Genomic DNA, 14,776 nt, shown 5'->3' with positions numbered 1-14,776 from the left:
GCCAGATCGCCTGACGGGCCGCTTCACAGAAGCTACAAACCAATTCGAAACTAGCGCGGCGCCAGCACCATCACGACCTGGCGGCCTTCGAACTTCGCGTCCTGCTCGACCTTGGCGAACTCGGCCACGTCGGCCTTCACCTTGTCCAAGAGCTTGGTGCCGATCTCCTGGTGCGCCATCTCACGACCGCGGTAGCGCAAGGTGATCTTGACCTTGTCGCCTTCCTCGAAGAAGCGCTGCATCGCGCGCATCTTCACGTCATAGTCGTGATCGTCGATCATCGGGCGGAGCTTGATCTCCTTGATCTCGACGACCTTCTGCTTCTTGCGGGCCTCGGCGGCCTTTTTCTGCGCGGAATATTTGTATTTGCCGTAGTCCATGATCTTGCAGACCGGAGGACTGACATTCGGCGAAATCTCGACGAGGTCCATGCCGGCTTCCATGGCCATTTTGATGGCCACCATGGTCTCGACGGTGCCCTTGTTGACACCATCGGCATCGATCAGCTGGATCTGCGCGTTGCGAATCTCATCATTGGTGCGCGGCCCGTCTTTGGCGACTGTGGGCGGGGCTCTATTGGGACGGCGAATGGGTAACTCTCCAAAGTTGTGAAAGGGAAGGCGGATATTTTGAAGCAAGACGCTGCGACGGGCAAGCGAACTCGCTCCCTTACGCGGCAAAACCGCCAATTGCGAGGCATTTTGGCCACGCCCGGCACATATAGCGGGTGCATCCGCTCCGCAAGGCGTCGCGTGCTGCCGTTGACCGTTGCCGCGCGACGATTGAAAACCAGATATCTGACACGCGAGTGACCGAACCATGAGCCAAACCGCCGCAACCGGACAGGAACCCGCCTTCATCGAGGTCGGCGAGGGTAGCGGCGCGCGCCGGATCGCGGTGCGCGCCCGCGCCGGCGGCGCCCCGGGCAGCACAAGTGGTGCGCCCGGCAGCACAAGTGGTGCGCCGGGCCTGTTCTGGCTCGGCGGCTTCAAATCCGACATGACCGGCACCAAGGCGATCGCACTCGACGCGTGGGCCGCCGAACACGGCCGCAGCTCGGTCAGGTTCGACTATTCCGGCCACGGCGAATCCGGCGGGGAATTCGTCGACGGCACCATCGGGCGCTGGCTCGAGGAGAGCCTGGCGGTGTTCTCGCAGTTCTGCAGCGGGCCGCAGATCGTGATCGGCTCCTCGATGGGCGGCTGGATGGCCCTGCTGCTGGCGCGCGAGTTCGCAAAGCGCGGCAAGGGCGCCGCCTCGCTCGCCGGCCTCGTTCTGATCGCGCCGGCGCCCGATTTCACCGAGGAATTGATGTGTGAAAGGTTTCTCGCCGGAAATCCGCGCCGAGATCGAGACCAAGGGCCTATGGCTCAGGCCGTCGGAATATGGCGACGGCTCGCCCTATCCGATCACCCGCAATTTGATTGAGGAGGGCCGCAACCATCTGCTGCTCGGAACCCAAATCGATGTCGGCTGCCCGGTGCGCATCCTGCAGGGCGCGCAGGATCCCGACGTGCCGTGGAAGCACGCCTTCGCGCTGGTGCACCGGCTGCCGGCCGAGGACGTGGTGCTGACCATGATCCAGGACGGAGATCACCGCCTGTCGCGGCCGCAGGACATCGCGCGCATCATCGCCGCGGTGGCGGAGTTCGGCTAAGCGCTTTCATCTTGCACGATGTCATCATCCGCGAAAGCGGATGATCCAGTATGCCGCGGCCTCTCGATCTAAGGCAACCGCTCTGGAATACTGGATGCCCCGCCTGCGCGGGGCATGACAGAGTGGCTGGGAGCAACGCCAATGGACACCACAATGATGCTGCGCGCGTTCTGCGACGCGGTCGAGCAGCGCAACGGCAAGGCCTTTGCCGATCTCTTCACCGAGGACGGCATCTATCACGACGTGTTCTACGGCGCGTTTGCGGGCCATGCCAAAATCGCCGAGATGATCGACGACTGGTTCTACCGCACCGCGACCGATTTCCGCTGGGTGATGCACGATCCCGTCAGCGACGGCACGACACTCTACGCGCGCTACACGTTCAGCTACCGCTCGACCCTGCCGGAAGCCAGGGGCGCACGGGCGATGTTCGAGGGCGTCGCGATCATGCGGCTGCGCGCCGGCAAGATCGCGGAGTACCGCGAAGTCGCCAACACCGCGCCCGCCTTCGTCGATCTGAACTTCGCGCCGGAGCGGATTGCCAAGATCGTCGGCAAGCAGGGCACGGCGTTGAGGGCTCGGCCGGAGATGCAACGGCATTTGGCTTGAGCTGCGCGACGGACTTCTCCGTCGTCATTCCGGGATGCGCCGTCCGGAATCCATCAGGCCGCAGCGCAGGTGGTGAAATGGATTCCGGGCTCGCGCTTCGCGCGCCCCGGAATGACGGCGGAGAGACTTACGGCGGCGGCGGATTGGTCATCGGCTTGCGCTGGGCGAGCGCAGCCACAGTCGAGGTGCCGATCGGGCCCTGCTCGTCATACAGCCAGCATTCGCCGATCGCGATGCCATCGGTGGCGTGGTGGTTGACGACCTCAAAGCCGATCCAGTTGGTCACGGGCAGGCGGTGCAGATAGATCGTGACGTCGCTGTTGATGTAGCCGAGGCCCTGGTCGCCGGCGTTCGCAAAGGGGCTGGCGAAGTCCGCGCCGGTGGCGACATGGACGAACGGCGTCATTGTCACGCCTTCGACGAGCTCGCGGACCTCGCTCATCCAGAGCCTTCGTTCGCCGAGCGAGCCCATATGGCCTGTGATCGGCCGCGTCTCCCATTTGCCGTTCATGCCAAGCCTCGGATCGGCCGGCTTCGGAATGTCTGCCGGTGCCGGCACGCTCCAGTTCGGCGGCGACCACACATTGCCGGGGGCATTTTCCGTCCTGCGCAACAACTGGCAGGAGGCGCGCGCCATGCTGGTGCCGCCGGAGACAAACTCGGCCTCGACCATCTTGATGCGCATGCCGTCGCGGACGAGCCTGGTCGTCACCTCGATCGGCGTCGTGATGTTGGGCAGCCTAAACATGTCAACGGTCAGTCGCGCGGGCACGAACTCGTCGGAGCCGTGGCGCTCCTCGATGACGAAGGCGAGCAGGCCGATCACGACGCGGCCGTGCAGGGACTCCGGACTCCACGGTCCGTTGGCAACTGATGTCGGCATGAAGCCGTCGCCGTGCCTGGTGAAGAAGGGCTGGTTTGTCATGGCGTGAGACCATGACGGGAACGGCGCGCCGAAATCAAGAGGCCGCCGCGCGCCACTCCTGCTGCACGGTGATATCAGGCTCGCCGCCGGCCCGTGACGCCAGCGCCGCGAACGCGTCGTGCGGCATCAATTGCGACAGCGCCCACACCGCAGCGCCACGCACCAGCGGGCTTGCATCGTCGAGCAGGCGCCGCGCCTCGCCGGCAAGGTTGGCATCGCCGGAGTTGCCGATCGCGATCAGCACATTGCGGATGAAGCGATCGCGGCCGATGCGCTTGACCGGCGATTTCGTGAACAGCGCGCGAAACGCGGCGTCGTCGAGCCGCGCGAGGTCGGCGAGCGCTGGTGCCCGCAACGCATCGCGCGCCGCAAGCTTCTGCTCGCGGCTTTCTTGCGCGAACTTGTTCCACGGGCATACTGCGAGGCAGTCGTCGCAGCCATAGATGCGGTTGCCGATGGCCTTGCGAAATTCGTGCGGGACCGGGCCCTTGTTCTCGATCGTCAAATAGGAGATGCAGCGACGCGCATCGAGCTTGTAGGGAGCGGGAAACGCCGCGGTCGGGCAGATGTCCTGGCAGGCACGGCAGCTGCCGCAATGATCGACTTCGCCTTCGTCGCGCGGCAGCTCGGTCGCGGAATAGATCGCGCCGAGGAACAGCCAGGAGCCGAATTCGCGCGACACGAGATTGGTGTGCTTGCCCTGCCAGCCGATCCCTGCGGCTCGCGCCAGCGGCTTCTCCATGACGGCGGCGGTGTCGACGAACACCTTCACCTCGTCGCCGGTTTCCGCGGCGAGCCAGCGCGCTAGAATCTTCAGCCGCTTCTTGATGACGTCGTGATAGTCGTCGCCCTGCGCATAGACCGAGATCGCGCCATGCGAGTGGCGCGCGAGAATATCGAGCGGATCATCAGCGGGCCCGTAATTGACGCCGAGCATGATGATCGAGCGCACGCCAGACCACAGCACGCGCGGGTCGGCACGCCGTTGCGGATTGGCTGCGAGCCAGTCCATGTCGCCATGCCCGCCGCTGCCGAGGAATTCGAGGAAGTATTTTCCGGCTTCACTGGTCGCATCAGGCGCGGTGAAGCCGATGGCATCGAAGCCGAGCGCGCGCGCCTCGCGCCGAAGCGCCGCCTTCAGATCGGATGGTGAGAGCGTGACTGCAGGGTTCAGAAGTCGAGGTCCACATAGGTGCGCGACGCCGGCACCCCCGCCAGCCATTCGCTGAGCAGCGGGCGGAACGACGGGCGGGATTTCACCCGCGCGTACCACGCCTTTGCCGCGTCGTCCTCGCCCCATGGCACATCGCCCAGATAGTCGATCGCCGAGAGATGCGCCGCGGCGGCGAGATCCGCGTAGGTCAGGCGGTCGCCGGCGAGATAGTTCCGCGTCTTCGCCAGCCAGCCGATATAGCTCAGATGATAGCGCACATTGACCTTGGCGGCGCGCATGATGTCGGGCGCCGGCGGGCCGCCGCCATTATCTTCGCTCATGAAGCGCTTGTAGATCCGTTCGGTCACCAGCGGGTTGGAGGCTTCCTCGAAGAATTTCTCGTTGAACCATGCCATCAGCCGGCGCACCTCGACGCGCTCGGCCGACGACGTCGGCAACAGCCGCCGCTCGCCGGCATCCAGCCCATGCGTCTCGTCGACATATTCGGCGATAACAGGAGCGCCCGGAATCGGCGGAAAACCCTCAGCGATCAGGACCGGCGTGGTCGCCGCCGGATTCAGCGCCAGGTACGCCTCGCGCCGCTCCCACACCCGTTCCTCCACCAGACGCAGATCGAGACCATACTCGCCGAGCACGAGGCGGATGAAGCGCGAATGCGGACAGAACGGATGGTGATACAGCGTGTACATGAAGCCCTTGGTAGATTCACGGCGATTAAGAAACCATCAACCTGTGCGGTCCGGACCCGTGCCTTGGCCAGACCAGTTCCGGTCGTCTCTATGTCGCGTCAGCACACAAACCGGTAGCCACCCTCGCAGATGGCGCGGGTCACAAAAACGCTATAGCTCAGCAAATCGGCCGGGTAACCCATTGTTTGACGATTTTTTGCGATTGCGGCCAATGTGCGAATAAGCGAGAAGAATCCCGTTTTCCACACAGGACAGGCCACATCATGATGACGGATATGCTGCGGGCAGTGATTCTCGGCATCGTGGAGGGCGTCACCGAGTTCCTGCCGGTCTCGTCCACCGGCCACCTGCTGCTCGCGGAGCGCTTCTTCAATCTCGGCGAAGGCAATTTCTGGAAGAGCTTCGCGATCCTGATTCAGCTCGGCGCGATCCTGGCGATCCTCGTGCTGTACTTCACCAAATTGTGGCGCGTCGCGCTCGGCATGTTCTCCAATCCCGACGACCGCCGCTTCGTGATCGGCGTGCTGGTGGCGTTCCTGCCCGCCGTCGTGATCGGCCTGATCGCCGGCAAGTACATCAAGGAATTCCTGTTCAATCCGTGGGTGGTCTGCTTCACGCTGATCGTCGGCGGCGCCGTGCTGCTCTGGGTCGATCAGCTTGACCTCAAGATTTATGAGGACGATGCGACCCGGTTCCCGCTGCTGATGTATTTCTGGATCGGCGTCGCGCAGTGTCTGGCGATGATCCCCGGCGTGTCGCGCTCCGGCGCCAGCATCGTCGCTGCGATGCTGCTCGGCGCCGACAAGCGCTCGGCCGCGGAGTTCTCGTTCTTCCTGGCGATCCCGACCATGATCGGCGCGTTCGCCTATGATTTCTACAAGAACCGTGCCGACTTCACTTCCGACGGTCTCAGCGTGATTGCGGTCGGCTTCGTGGTGTCGTTCATCACGGCGATGATCGTGGTGCGGGCGTTCCTCAACTTCGTCACCCGCCGTGGTTTCACCTTCTTTGCCTGGTGGCGTGTGATCGTCGGCACGCTCGGCCTGATCGCGCTGGCGATGGGGCGATAAGACTCACCTCGTCGTCCCGGCGAAGACCGGGACCCATAACCACGAGTCGTTGTTGGTTACGCGAGATGGGGCCACAGCTCTGCACAAAGCAGAGAATCGTGGCTATGGGTCCCGGCCTTCGCCGGGACGACGAGGATAGAGCCTACGCGCTCTTCTTCTGGAACTGGCCGGTGGCGCGGAAGCGCCAGAGATATTGCGGGGCGACCGCTTCCATCGAATCCGGCGTGATGCCGAGGCCGGCAAACGTCAGCCCGGCGGCCTTGGCGGCGTCGGACACCACATTGTCCGACCGCAGCATCGCGACCTGGTCGGGCGTCAGCGTGAACGGGCCCGGCGCGAACTGCAGGACATAGGATTGCAGCTTGGCGAGGCCGAACGGCAGCGGCGCTAGCATGCGATCGCGTTGGGTGATCTGGAGGATGATCTGCATCACCTCGCGCATGGTCAGCACCTCAGGCCCGCCGAGCTCGTAGGTGGCGCCTGCCTTCGCCTTGCCGTCCACGGCATCGGCCACCGCGTCGGCGACGTCAGCGACGTAGGCCGGCTGCAACTTGTTGACCCCGCCGCCGACCAGCGGCAGCACCGGCGACATCCGGGCCAGCGCGGCAAAGCGGTTGGTGAATTGATCCTCGGGCCCGAACAGCAGCGACGGCCGCATAATGGTGGCCTGTGGCGCGGCCGCCAGTACCGCCTGCTCGCCCTCCGCCTTGGCGCGGTAATAGCTCGACAGCGAATCCTTATCGGCCCCGATCGCCGAGACATGGACCATCCGGGCGCCGGCGGCGGCGGCCGCCTTGGCGATCGTCTCGGCGCCCTTCACCTGCACGGCGTCGAAGCTCTGCCCGCCGCCCTCGGCCAGGATGCCGACCAGATTGATGACGACCTGCGAATCGCGCATCGCCGCCTCGACCGAGGCCGGGTAGCGCACATTGGCCTGAACGGCATGAATCTGCCCGACGCGGCCGAGCGGCTGCAGATGGAACGCCAGTTCGGGCCGCCGCACCGCGACTCGCACGCGGTAATCGCGCTTGCACAGCGCCCGGACCACGTTCCGTCCCAGAAAACCCGATCCGCCGAAGACTGTGACGAGCGTTTCCAGGTTCGATGCCATGAGGTCCATTCCTGCCGGATTCGAGAGTGATTGAGCGCATTTAGCGCTTCTCGCGATACGCCATCAGCCCAATCCTGTACAGGCTATTTGAATTTTCAATCGCGAATTTGACAAGCGCGTAACCGATCCTTACTAAGCCGCTCCACATGCCCAGGTGGCGGAATTGGTAGACGCGCTGGCTTCAGGTGCCAGTGGCTTAACGGCCGTGAAGGTTCGAGTCCTTTCCTGGGCACCACCCCCTTTTTAAGCGATTGGAATCGCTGAGCATCCGGAGGATGGATGCGGCGAGGCCGTGACCCCGGAGGCGGGCGGGGTCGCGTCTAGATCCGCCGACTGGCGCCTGCCTCACACCATCCGCTTGCCGGCCCGCCGCGCGATCGGTTTCTGCACAAAATACATCGCGATCAGCGAGATCATCGAGCTCGCCACGACGACGTAGCCGATCCGGTCGAAATGCAGCAGCGAGCCGTCCGCATTCTCGGCGACGATCGCGGCCGCGACCACCGAGCCCAGTCCGCCCGAGAGCTGCTGCACCGAGGCCGAGACCGCGCTGAACGCGCCGCGCTGGCTGGCGTCGGGGATCGCCGACATCAGCGCCTGCGAGGGGATCATGCGCGAGAAGATGCCGACGAACATCAGCACGTTGACGATGATCGCGGTCAGCAGCGAGACGTGGCCGAGATGGGTGTAGATCAGCACCATGATGACGGAGACCACGCAGCCGAAGATGAAGGTCGGATATTTGCCGAATGCATCGCTGGCGCGGCCGACCAGCGGCCCGATCGCGATGCTGAACAGCCCGGAGACCAGATAGATCGTCGGCAAATGGACGATGTCGATGCCGAGATTGTGCACGGTGAAGGCGCTGCCGAACGGCATCAGCATGAAGCCGCCGGTCGCCAGCAGCGTCGTCACCAGGAAGGCCAGCGTGTAGCGCGGCTGCGTCACGGTTGAGAACAAATGCTGGAACGGGTTGCGGTCGTGCTGCAGCTTGAGATGGCCGTCGACCGGCTCCATGAACAACGCGATGGCGGCGATTGCCGCGAGCGACAGGCCGACGATGGCGACGAAGCAGATGTGCCAGTTCCAGTGGTTGGCGAGGAAAAGTCCGGCGGGCACGCCGAGCACCTGGCTCGCCGCGAATGCGGTCTGGATGAAGCCCATCACCCGGCCGCGCAGCTGCAGTGGGAACAGGTCGGTGACGATGGCGAGCACCACGGAGCCGATCACTCCGCCGAACAGGCCGGTGACGATGCGGCCGAGCAGCAGCACGTGGAAATTCTGCGCCAGCGCGCACAGTACCGTGCCAAAAGTGAAGCCGACATAGAAGAACAGCAGCAGTCGCTTGCGATCGAAGCGATCGGCAAAGCCGGCGGCGAGGATGCCGGAGATGCCGGCCGCGAAGGCGTAGGCTGACACTGCGACGCCGAACTGTCCGGCCGTGATGTTGAGCGACGGCATCAGGATGGCACCGAGCGGCGACATGATGATGAAGTCGAGGATCAGGGTGAACTGCGTGAAGGCCAGCAGCGCGATGAGGAACGTTTGATAGCGCGAAAAGCCGCGCTCCTGCTGGTCGTCATCGATCGGCGCGGCGATGGTCTGTTCCGACATGAGGCTCATTTCTGAAGATGAGTAGGACGTGCGAGCGGCTGGGCACAGATAGGGCCCCGTTCGTGGATTTCATCGGCGCGGACACGCAAAAAATGCGCGGAAGTGTCATCAAGAACCGCGAAATTTCCGCTCGTCTATATGGGTATTGCGAGGCCTCGGGTCATCCCGTCACCAATCGTTTGAATTGCAGCGTGATCCAAATGCAACAGAGCTCAAGCGATACTGGGCAGCCGTGTCGGGATGTGGCAAGAGCGGGGCGTAACCCCGGGCTGGGCCGCCTGGCGACCGCCTATGCGCTCGCATCCCCGGCGTTTGGGGGTTACTGTCGTCTGTCGAATCGACCCGAGACCCGAGGCCTTATTTCATGACCATCCGCCTGCATCGCGGCGATCTGCCCGATCTCACGCGCTACACCGATTCCGTTGCGATCGACACCGAGACCATGGGGCTGCATCCGCATCGCGACCGGCTCTGCGTGGTGCAGATGTCGAACGGCGACGGCACCGCCGATGTGATCCAGATTCCGAAGGGTCACACCGATGCGCCGAACCTGAAGGTGCTGCTCGCCAATCCCAACATCACCAAGATCTTCCATTTCGCGCGGTTCGACGTTGCGGTGCTCTACAACACTTTCGGCGTGATGCCGACGCCGGTCTATTGCACCAAGATCGCCTCGCGGCTGTCGCGCACCTACACCGACCGCCATGGCCTGAAGGATCTGGTGCGCGAGGTGCTCAACGTCGAGTTGTCGAAGCAGCAGCAGTCGAGCGACTGGGGCGCGCAGAGCCTCAGCGAAGCCCAGCTCGCCTATGCCGCGTCCGACGTGCTGCACCTGCATGCGCTGCGCGACAGATTGAATGTGATGCTCGCGCGCGAAGGACGCACCGACCTGGCCCAGGCCTGCTTCGGTTTCCTTCCCGCCCGCGCCAGGCTCGATCTCGACGGCTGGGAGGCCGAGGACATCTTCGCCCATTCATGATTTCGCCGTTCATGATGGGCGCCGAATTCGTCGCGGCAGGGGCCGTTCCGCCCCGTTTCGGCCAAACTGTTCACGCGTGGTCCCTTGCGGGGGGCGCGACGCGAGGTCCGGGCTGCATATTTGGGCGGCTCCGGCTAGAATAGGGGCGATTTCGCGCCTCTGGAGCTCAGGTGAATTCGATTCAGAATCCAGCCCAGAATCCCGGTTATGTCACGGGCCTCGAGGCGCGCTTTGCTGCCGCCGCGCGGCACAGCCGCATGGTGCGGATCCTGCGCGTTGCGGTGCCCGCGGTGGTCGGGCTGTCGATGGCTTCGATCATCTTCGTCTCGGTCTACAATCCATTCCGCGAACTGATCCCCAAGCTGCCGGTCGAGATGGACAACCTCGTGGTGTCGGGCACCAAGATCACGATGGAATCGCCGCACATCGCCGGCTTCTCGTCCGAAGGACGGCCCTATGAAATGTGGGCCAAGGCGGCGATCCAGGACGTCACCGATCCTGATCATGTCGAGCTCAAGACGATCCGCGCCAAGGTGGCGCAGCAGGACGACTCGACCGTGACGATGGATGCGCGCACCGGCTTCTTCGACAACAAGAAGCAGCTGCTCGATCTGCGCCAGGATATCTTCCTGCAATCCTCCACCGGCTATGAGGCGAAGCTGACGCAGGCCTTTGTCGACATCAACAAGGGCAACGTGTCGTCGGACGAGCATGTCGACGTCAAGCTGCTCCAGGGCACGCTGACATCAGACCGGCTCAGGATCTACAACAGCGGCGAGCTCGTGCGTTTCGAAGGCAATGTCGTGATGTACCTCGACAAGCTTGGCGACAACAATCCGAGCCCGCAAGCCGAGCCCGCACCGCCACCTCCTCCTCCGGCGCCGCCGAAGGCGCGCAAATCCGCCAACCCGAAATGATTTTGATGATGAGACGTTTTCCGTACGGCACGGCAATTGCGGCCTTCCTGCTTGCGCTGCTCGCAACCGGCGCGGCCTCCGCACAGGGCTCGATGAGCGGCGTTCCCAACGCCATGCAGGGCTTTTCGCAGAACCGCGACCAGCCGATCCAGATCGAGGCCGCCGCGCTCGAAATGCGCGACAAGAAGAAGGAGGCGACCTTCTCCGGCAACGTGAAGGTGGTGCAGGGCGACACCACCATGACCTCGAAGATCCTGGTGGTGTTCTATGAGGACAAATCGACCCAGACGCCGGCACCTGCGCCGGCCGGCACCAAGGCCGCTTCCGCCAAGGGGACCGCTCCGATGCAGTCGGCGACGCCCGGCCCCGGTGGCGCGTCCTCGATCAAGCGGCTCGAGGCGAAGGGCAATGTCGTCGTGACCCAGAAGGACCAGGTCGTCACTGGCGAGACCGCGATCTTCGACACCAAGACCAATCTGATCACCATGCTTGGCGGCGGTGGCGGCCAGGTGGTGCTGACCCAGTGCCAGAACGTGCTGCGCGGCGATCGTCTGCTGGTCGACATGACCACCGGCGTCTCACGAGTGGAATCCGATAGCGGCAAGGTGCAGGGCCTGTTCATCCAGTCGCAGGGCGGCCAGAGCGGCAAGGGCGGCTGCGGAACGCCGGCCGCGCCCGGCGCGGCGCCTGCCGCCCCGTCGCCGCTTCAATTGATTCCCGGCAGCAAGCCGAAATAGCCGATCGGTGATGCGCGGATGGCTATGGGGCGCGGCGCGCGCGGCCAGTTCCGTAAGCTCCCGTCAGCTTCCGCCAGACCACCAAAAGCAAGATAAATCAAAGAATTAGATAATATTTCGCGGCCGCGAGGTTGAAGCGTGCGGGGCGAGACTGTATCTACTGCTGCGGCCCGGCCGAACGATGCGCCTTGAGGGGAAGTCTTGTCGGCCGGAGGGGCATCCATCATTCAAGGCGCGGGCGATCGCGCTTTGCCGTGCTATTTGAGCATGATCTTCGCCGCAAACGCGTCCGCTTTTGTTGCGAAGGAAGGCCGGTGTTCAGTTTTCCGGCTCATGCTTGCGCCTTCGCATGCGAATCGATTGGTCAGCAGGCAAAAGTCGCGGGATCCGTGAAAGGCTGAAGCGAAGCGGGGATGGTGGATTTTCTCGGCATGTTCCGGCGGCGCCCTGCGAAACGCAGATCCGGATTTGCGCGCGCGCATGACGACATCACGGCACTCGGCGACCAGTTCGGCGAGATGCTGACGTCTCCGGTGCGTGATGCGCCGCCGATGGCGCGCGCCGCGTCGGCTCCCGCGGTCGAGCTGCGACCCCAGCCGGCCGCAGCACCCGCCCCGGCGCGTGCGCGGCCCGCCCGCAACAACACCGCGGCCGCGCCCCAGCTGATCAAGCGGCCGGGCTACCTGGCTGTGCATAGCGTGGAAAAGAGCTTTGGCAGCCGCCAGGTCGTGCGCGGCGTCAGCATCTATGTGCGCCGCGGCGAGGCGGTTGGCTTGCTCGGACCCAACGGTGCCGGCAAGACCACCGTGTTCTACATGATCACCGGCCTGATCAAGGCCGATCGCGGCGCGATCGAGCTCGACGGCCACGACGTCACCAAGCTGCCGATGTACCAGCGTGCACGCCTCGGCATCGGCTATCTGCCGCAGGAAGCCTCGATCTTCCGCGGCCTGTCGGTGGAGCAAAACATCCGCGCCGTGCTCGAGGTCGTTGAGCCCTCGAAGAAAAAGCGCGAGCACGAGCTGGATTCGCTGCTCGACGAGTTCAACATCACGCGGCTGCGCAAAAGCCCGTCGATCGCGCTGTCCGGCGGCGAGCGGCGCCGCGTCGAAATCGCCCGCGCGCTGGCGACGCGGCCAAATTACATGCTGCTCGACGAACCGTTCGCCGGCATCGACCCGATCGCGGTCGGCGACATTCAGGACCTGGTGCGGCACCTCACCAACCGCGGCATCGGCGTGCTCATCACCGACCACAATGTCCGCGAGACGCTCGGCCTGACCGACCGTGCCTACATCGTCTATGCCGGTGAGATCTTGACTGAGGGCAGTCCGGAGGACATCGTTAACGACCCGGATGTGCGCCGACTTTACCTTGGCGAGGAATTCCGCCTTTAGCCCAAATTTTGCTTCCGTCAAGCCGTGTACAAGCTTCACGGACTAAGATAAGCAAGAATCGAGCCAACTTTTAAGGTCGATCTTGCCTCCATGGCGCTGACGCAAAGACTAGAGTTCCGCCAGTCGCAGTCGCTGGTGATGACGCCGCAGCTGATGCAGGCGATCAAGCTGCTGCAACTGTCGAACCTGGATCTGTCGACCTTTGTCGAGGAAGAGCTGGAGCGCAACCCGCTGCTGGAGCGGGCGGCCGACGGGCCGGAGCCCCCGGTGGCCGGCGAGCCGGTCATGGAGCGGGCGGACTACGGCGATTCCGACGGTTCCAGCAGCTACGGGGATGAGGGCGACTCGTCCGACATGGCTGCGGGTTCGGGTGGCGAGGCCGCTTTCGAACCAGGCCAGGAGGAGTGGCTGAACCGCGACCTCGGCACCCGCGCCGAGATCGAGCAGACGCTCGATACCGGTCTCGACAACGTGTTCTCCGAAGAGCCGGCGGAAGCCGCCGCGCGCGCCGCGCAGGACGCGGCGCCGTCGGTCTATACCGAATGGGGCGGTGGCGCCTCCAGCGACGACGAATACAATCTCGAAGCCTTCGTGGCCGCCGAGCTGACGCTCGCCGACCACCTCGCCGAACAGCTCGCGGTGGCGTTCTCAGCGCCGGCGCAGCGCATGATCGGGCAGTACCTGATCGACCTCGTCGACGACGCCGGCTATCTGCCGGCCGATCTCGGCCAGGCTGCCGAGCGGCTCGGCGCATCGCAGCAAGCGGTCGACGAGGTCGTCGCGGTGCTGCAGAAATTCGATCCGCCGGGCGTGTGCGCGCGTAACCTGAGCGAATGCTTGGCGATCCAGCTGCGCGAGCTCGATCGCTACGATCCGGCCATGCAGGCGCTGGTCGAGCATCTCGACCTGCTCGCCAAGCGCGACATCGCGGCCTTGCGAAAGCTCTGCGGCGTCGACGATGAAGACATCACCGACATGATCGCCGAGATCCGCCGGCTCGATCCAAAGCCCGGGCTGAAGTTCGGCACCTCGCGGACCCAGACCATGGTGCCCGACGTCTATGTGCGTCCGGGTCCTGACGGCGGCTGGCATGTCGAGCTCAACAGCGACACTCTGCCGCGCGTGCTGGTCAACCAGACCTATTACTCTGAGCTGTCGAAGACGATCCGCAAGGACGGTGACAAATCGTACTTCACCGACTGCCTGCAGAACGCGACCTGGCTGGTCCGCGCGCTCGATCAGCGCGCCCGCACCATCCTGAAGGTCGCGACGGAGATCGTCCGCCAGCAGGACGGGTTCTTCACCTATGGCGTCGCGCATCTGCGGCCGCTCAATCTGAAAGCGGTCGCGGACGCGATCCAGATGCACGAATCGACGGTGTCGCGCGTCACCGCCAACAAATACATGGCGACTAATCGCGGCAGTTTTGAATTGAAGTATTTTTTCACCGCGTCGATCGCGTCCGCCGACGGCGGCGAGGCGCATTCGGCCGAAGCGGTGCGTCACCACATCAAGCAGTTGATCGATGGCGAGGCGCCGTCGGCGATCCTGTCCGACGACACGATCGTGGAACGTTTGCGCGCTTCGGGCATTGATATTGCCCGGCGCACCGTCGCGAAATATCGCGAGGCGATGCGGATACCATCCTCGGTGCAGCGCCGCCGTGACAAACAGAGCATGCTTGGTAATGCCCTCTCGGCTCCTGCCTCCGCGCCCGACCGCTCGCGCGATACGGCCTCCGTTTAGGTTACTCCTTGAGCATGCCCGTCCGAGTACGGAGCGGGCCATGCGCTCGTTGCGTTCGCGCCAAATCGGATTAGTCTCAATCGTCCAGGCGAAGCGTCGTCCAGCAAGGGAGGTGACCGGAAGCCAGCAAGCACCATGCTCCAGCAAGAGT

At 64.1% G+C, this 14,776-nt stretch carries 13 protein-coding genes, 1 tRNA gene and 1 pseudogene; 9 read left to right on the top strand and 6 right to left on the bottom strand.

Going from position 1 to position 14,776, the window contains the following annotated elements; genetic code table 11:
* Positions 1-50 precede the first annotated feature (50 nt).
* A complete protein-coding gene (gene infC, locus ACVIW0_RS39235; RefSeq protein WP_024584293.1) occupies positions 51-590 on the bottom strand; it encodes a translation initiation factor IF-3 in 540 nt (179 codons plus the stop codon).
* A gap of 229 nt (positions 591-819) precedes the next feature.
* Here infC and ACVIW0_RS39230 point away from each other — a divergent pair.
* Both ACVIW0_RS39230 and ACVIW0_RS39225 read left to right on the top strand, forming a co-directional pair.
* Positions 820-1,657 (top strand): annotated as a pseudogene (locus ACVIW0_RS39230) (alpha/beta hydrolase).
* A 141-nt stretch (positions 1,658-1,798) separates the two neighbouring features.
* Positions 1,799-2,266: a nuclear transport factor 2 family protein gene (locus tag ACVIW0_RS39225; RefSeq protein WP_461357097.1), complete on the top strand. Its 468-nt coding sequence runs from the start codon at positions 1,799-1,801 to the stop codon at positions 2,264-2,266.
* Between the two features lie 127 nt (positions 2,267-2,393).
* Here the strand turns inward: ACVIW0_RS39225 and ACVIW0_RS39220 are convergent, their stop codons facing one another.
* From ACVIW0_RS39220 to ACVIW0_RS39210, 3 genes are read right to left on the bottom strand one after another with little or no spacing between them, the layout of a single operon-like run.
* Positions 2,394-3,191, bottom strand: a complete 798-nt coding sequence (locus ACVIW0_RS39220) for an acyl-CoA thioesterase domain-containing protein (protein WP_461357096.1) — start codon at positions 3,189-3,191, stop codon at positions 2,394-2,396.
* A gap of 34 nt (positions 3,192-3,225) precedes the next feature.
* Entirely contained in the window at positions 3,226-4,413 is a 1,188-nt protein-coding gene (gene queG / locus ACVIW0_RS39215) for a tRNA epoxyqueuosine(34) reductase QueG (RefSeq protein WP_461357095.1), read from the bottom strand.
* Positions 4,362-5,054: a glutathione S-transferase family protein gene (locus tag ACVIW0_RS39210; RefSeq protein ID WP_461357094.1), complete on the bottom strand. Its 693-nt coding sequence runs from the start codon at positions 5,052-5,054 to the stop codon at positions 4,362-4,364. Before ACVIW0_RS39210 ends, queG begins: the two co-directional genes overlap by 52 nt.
* Positions 5,055-5,317: 263 nt before the next feature.
* On the opposite strand from ACVIW0_RS39210, the gene ACVIW0_RS39205 reads away from it, so the two are divergent.
* Positions 5,318-6,124: an undecaprenyl-diphosphate phosphatase gene (locus ACVIW0_RS39205; protein WP_461357093.1), complete on the top strand. Its 807-nt coding sequence runs from the start codon at positions 5,318-5,320 to the stop codon at positions 6,122-6,124.
* Between the two features lie 142 nt (positions 6,125-6,266).
* Here the strand turns inward: ACVIW0_RS39205 and ACVIW0_RS39200 are convergent, their stop codons facing one another.
* Positions 6,267-7,235 (bottom strand): complex I NDUFA9 subunit family protein, encoded by a 969-nt coding sequence (locus tag ACVIW0_RS39200; RefSeq protein ID WP_461357092.1) that lies wholly within the window; start codon positions 7,233-7,235, stop codon positions 6,267-6,269.
* A gap of 148 nt (positions 7,236-7,383) precedes the next feature.
* On the opposite strand from ACVIW0_RS39200, the gene ACVIW0_RS39195 reads away from it, so the two are divergent.
* Positions 7,384-7,470: transfer RNA gene (locus tag ACVIW0_RS39195), tRNA-Leu, on the top strand.
* 110 nt (positions 7,471-7,580) lie between these two features.
* Here ACVIW0_RS39195 and ACVIW0_RS39190 read toward each other — a convergent pair.
* Positions 7,581-8,849 carry an MFS transporter gene (locus ACVIW0_RS39190; protein WP_461357091.1) on the bottom strand — a complete coding sequence of 423 codons (1,269 nt, stop codon included), beginning with the start codon at positions 8,847-8,849 and terminating at the stop codon, positions 7,581-7,583.
* Positions 8,850-9,213: 364 nt separating this feature from the next.
* Here ACVIW0_RS39190 and ACVIW0_RS39185 point away from each other — a divergent pair, with 364 nt between their 5' ends.
* The 5 genes from ACVIW0_RS39185 to rpoN all read left to right on the top strand — a co-directional run bounded on the left by ACVIW0_RS39185 (position 9,214) and on the right by rpoN (position 14,625).
* A complete protein-coding gene (locus tag ACVIW0_RS39185) occupies positions 9,214-9,828 on the top strand; it encodes a ribonuclease H-like domain-containing protein (protein ID WP_461357090.1) in 615 nt (204 codons plus the stop codon).
* Between the two features lie 170 nt (positions 9,829-9,998).
* Positions 9,999-10,745 carry an LPS export ABC transporter periplasmic protein LptC gene (gene lptC, locus ACVIW0_RS39180; protein WP_461357089.1) on the top strand — a complete coding sequence of 249 codons (747 nt, stop codon included), beginning with the start codon at positions 9,999-10,001 and terminating at the stop codon, positions 10,743-10,745.
* A gap of 5 nt (positions 10,746-10,750) precedes the next feature.
* On the top strand, positions 10,751-11,482 hold the full coding sequence (locus tag ACVIW0_RS39175) for an LptA/OstA family protein (protein ID WP_461357088.1): 732 nt from the start codon (positions 10,751-10,753) through the stop codon (positions 11,480-11,482).
* Between the two features lie 413 nt (positions 11,483-11,895).
* The gene (lptB, locus tag ACVIW0_RS39170) at positions 11,896-12,879 is read left to right on the top strand and encodes an LPS export ABC transporter ATP-binding protein (RefSeq protein WP_461357087.1); all 984 of its coding nucleotides are present in this window, start codon (positions 11,896-11,898) and stop codon (positions 12,877-12,879) included.
* 90 nt (positions 12,880-12,969) lie between these two features.
* On the top strand, positions 12,970-14,625 hold the full coding sequence (gene rpoN, locus ACVIW0_RS39165; protein ID WP_461357086.1) for an RNA polymerase factor sigma-54: 1,656 nt from the start codon (positions 12,970-12,972) through the stop codon (positions 14,623-14,625).
* Positions 14,626-14,776: the final 151 nt, after the last annotated feature.

The sequence above is a fragment of the Bradyrhizobium sp. USDA 4454 genome, from assembly GCF_054822705.1.
This window is presented reverse-complemented; position numbering and strand designations above follow the sequence as displayed.